The organism is Herbiconiux sp. (genome assembly GCF_023264895.1).
Taxonomy (GTDB): Bacteria; Actinomycetota; Actinomycetes; order Actinomycetales; family Microbacteriaceae; genus Herbiconiux.
Genome location: NZ_JAHFUY010000161.1, coordinates 1 through 3383 on the forward strand (window position 1 = coordinate 1; position 3383 = coordinate 3383).

The 3383-nt window shown below is 72.0% G+C and carries 3 protein-coding genes; 2 read left to right on the forward strand and 1 reads right to left on the reverse strand.

Annotation, left to right across the window (positions count from 1 at the left end):
* On the forward strand, window positions 1-974 hold a 974-nt coding region (locus tag Q0D57_RS19240), incomplete at its 5' end, for a hypothetical protein (protein ID WP_291047029.1).
* A 154-nt stretch (window positions 975-1128) separates the two neighbouring features.
* Here the strand turns inward: Q0D57_RS19240 and Q0D57_RS19245 are convergent.
* Window positions 1129-1389 (reverse strand): glutaredoxin domain-containing protein, encoded by a 261-nt coding sequence (locus Q0D57_RS19245; RefSeq protein WP_291047030.1) that lies wholly within the window; start codon window positions 1387-1389, stop codon window positions 1129-1131.
* A gap of 155 nt (window positions 1390-1544) precedes the next feature.
* Here Q0D57_RS19245 and Q0D57_RS19250 point away from each other — a divergent pair, with 155 nt between their 5' ends.
* Window positions 1545-2831: an adenylosuccinate synthase gene (locus Q0D57_RS19250; RefSeq protein ID WP_291047032.1), complete on the forward strand. Its 1287-nt coding sequence runs from the start codon at window positions 1545-1547 to the stop codon at window positions 2829-2831.
* Window positions 2832-3383: the final 552 nt, after the last annotated feature.

A 3383-nucleotide genomic window follows, 5' to 3' on the forward strand; every position in this document is an offset into this window, starting at 1 on the left:
GCTCTCTCGCGGTGCATGAGGTCGACGGCGGGCCCTACGGGATCACCGTCACGGGGGACGGGGCGGTGTGGGCCACGCTGGTGCACGGCGAGGCTGTGCTGCGGGTCGGGGCGGGGGGTTCGCCCTCGTCGGGTTCGCAGGCCTCATCGGGTTCGCAGGGCTCGCCGGGTTCGCGGATCTCGCGGTTCTCGCTCGGGGAGGGGTCGCAGCCGTCGCAGGTGGCGGCCGCAGGGTCGGACTCCGTCTGGGTCACCGACACGGCGGGCGACCGGCTCGTGCTGCTCGGGCCCTCGGGTGAGCTGCGGTCGGTGGCGGTGCCCTCGGTCGGGTCCCAGCCCTACGGCGTCGTGTCGCTCGACGACGGCAGCGCCTGGTTCACGGGCATGGCCAACGACACCCTCGGGCGGATCGGCATCCTGGGCGGTGTCGCGGAGTTCGCGGCCGGGACCGACGACGGCCTCGTCTCGATGATCGCGGCATCCGGGGAGTCACTGTGGTTCACGGCCAACCGGGCCAATGCCGTCGGGTACGTGCGCGGCGGCGACTCGGCGCCCGTGCTGCATGCGCTGCCGACTCCGGATGCGGGGCCGGTGGGCATCACGGTCGCCGACGACGGGGCCGCGTGGTTCTGCGAGATCCTCGCGGGGGCTGTGGGGCGGATCGACCGGGCCGGGCGGATCACGGAGTTCGCGCTGCCGGAGCCGGGGTCGAAGCCGCACGCGATCGTGGCCGATCACGGAGGTGTGGGTGCTGCTGCGGGTGTGGGCGCCGGTGGCGGTTGCTGGTTCACGCTCTGGGGCGCGAACCAGCTCGGTCACGTGACGCTCGCGGGGGAGTTCTCGTTCGTCGACCTCGAGCCCTCCGGCCACAGCGAGCCGCACGGCCTCGCGGTGGCGCCCTCGGGCGCGGTGTGGGTGGCGATGGAATCGGGCGCCCTCGTCGAGGTCACCCCCGCATCCGCCCACCCCGGGTAGCGCCAACCGCTCTTCCACGCGTCCCGGGTAGCGCCAACCGCTCTCCCAGCCACCCCGGTAGCGCCAACCGTTCTCGCACCCGCCCCGGGTAGCGCCAACTGCGCCACAGCGGCCGTTTTCGAGCGGTTGGCGCTACCCGGCGGGCCGGCGGGGCTCAGGGGAGGGCGGCGGCGAGGGCGCGGAGCACGTGCTCCGTGGTGGGGACGCCGGCGGCGCGCATCCGCTCGACCCCGTCGGCGCCCGTGATGACCACGGTGGGGGTCGCGGTGATGCCTGCGGCCTCGCTCGCGGCCGGGTCGTCGGCCACGTTGATCTCGTTCCAGGCGACGCGTTCACCCACGAGCGGCGCGATCCGCTCGAGGGTCTCGCGGGTGCTCGTGCACGCGCCGCAGAAGCTCGAGGAGTAGAGGGTCACGCGGAGTTCTGGCACCTCCTCCACAACACCCGCCCCCGCTCCCTGATTCCCCAACCCGCCGACCCGCACAGCTCCCGGATGACGCCCACGATAGAATCAGCTGTCATCCGGCACCGTCCGTCGGGCACTGACAGAGGAACCCGGAGGGAATCCACATGCCAGCGATCGTCCTGATCGGAGCCCAGTGGGGCGACGAAGGCAAAGGCAAGGCCACCGACCTCCTCGGCAGCCGAGTCGACTACGTCGTCAAGTTCAACGGCGGCAACAACGCCGGTCACACCGTCGTGGTGGGCGACAAGAAGTACGCCCTGCACCTGCTGCCCTCCGGCATCCTCACCCCCGGTGTCACGCCCGTCATCTCCAACGGTGTGGTGGTCGACGTCGAGGTGCTCTTCCACGAGCTCGAGGCCCTCGGCTCCCGCGGTGTCGACGTGTCGAAGCTGCTGGTCTCGGCCAACGCCCACGTCATCACGCACTACCACCGCACGCTCGACAAGGTCACGGAGCGCTTCCTCGGCAAGCGCCAGATCGGCACCACCGGCCGTGGCATCGGCCCGGCCTACGCCGACAAGATCAACCGCGTCGGCATCCGCATCCAGGATCTGTTCGACGAGGGGATCCTGCGCCAGAAGGTCGAGGGTGCGCTCGACCTCAAGAACCACATCCTCGTGAAGGTCTACAACCGCCGCTCGATCGAGGCGAACGAGGTGGTCGACGACCTGCTCTCCTACCGGGAGCGGCTGCGCCCCATGGTGGCTGACACCTCGCTGGTGCTCAACCGGGCGCTGAACGACGGCAAGACCGTGCTCTTCGAGGGCGGCCAGGCCACGATGCTCGACGTCGACCACGGCACCTACCCGTTCGTCACGTCGTCGAACGCCACGTCCGGTGGTGCGGCCACCGGCTCGGGTGTCGCGCCCAACCGCATCGACCGGGTCATCGCGGTGGTCAAGGCCTACACCACGCGGGTCGGGGCGGGACCGTTCCCCACCGAGCTGTTCGACGAGTCGGGCGAGTTCCTGCGCTCGAAGGGCTTCGAGTTCGGCACCACCACCGGCCGCCCCCGTCGCACCGGCTGGTACGACGCGCCGATCGCCCGCTACACCGCGCGCATCAACGGCGTCACCGACTTCGTGCTCACCAAGCTCGACGTGCTCACGGGCCTCAAGACCATCCCGGTCTGCGTGGCCTACGAGGTCGACGGCGTGCGGGTCGATGAGGTGCCCGTCTCCCAGACCGACTTCCACCACGCGAAGCCGATCTACGAGGAGTTCGAGGGCTGGACCGAAGACATAACGGGCGTCCGCGAGTTCGGCGACCTCCCGGCGGCCGCGCAGCGCTACGTGCTCGCCCTCGAGCAGATGAGCGACTCCCGCATCTCGGCCATCGGCGTGGGCCCGGATCGCGACGCGATCGTCACCCGCCACGACCTGCTCCCGTAGGGAGCGGCTGCCGCACCGCGACGCGGTAGTCACGCGCCACGACCTGCTCCCGTAGGGGCAGCTGCCCGCGCGGCGACGCGGTAGTCATGCGCCGCGACCTGCTCCCGTAGGGGGCAGCGGACCCGGCCGCGAGGTAGTCGTCACGCGCCGCGACCTCCCCTCGTAGAGGCGGCGGACTCGGCCGCGACGCGGTCGTCACGCGCCGCGACCTCCCACCTCCGAGGCGACCACCTCCGCCCGGGGTCGCTCCCGCCCCGTGAGTCGCGCCAAGACGTCGTGAAAAGGCGGAGTTCGGGCGGGATGGCGGCACTTAGCCGCGACTCACCGGCCCACAGGTGCTCGGGCGGGGTCGTCGGGGTGGGGCGTTCGGGTCAACGAGTCCGGGCTGGGCGCGTGGTCCCCCCGAGCGGGCGGGCCGAGCAAGTAGACCGAGCCGGCGGACCGCGCGGGGAACCGAGCGGGTGGACCGCGCGGGCGGACCGCGCCGGGAACCGAGCCGGGGGACCGAGCCGGCGGACCGCGCCGGCGGACCGCGCGGGGAACCGAGCGGGT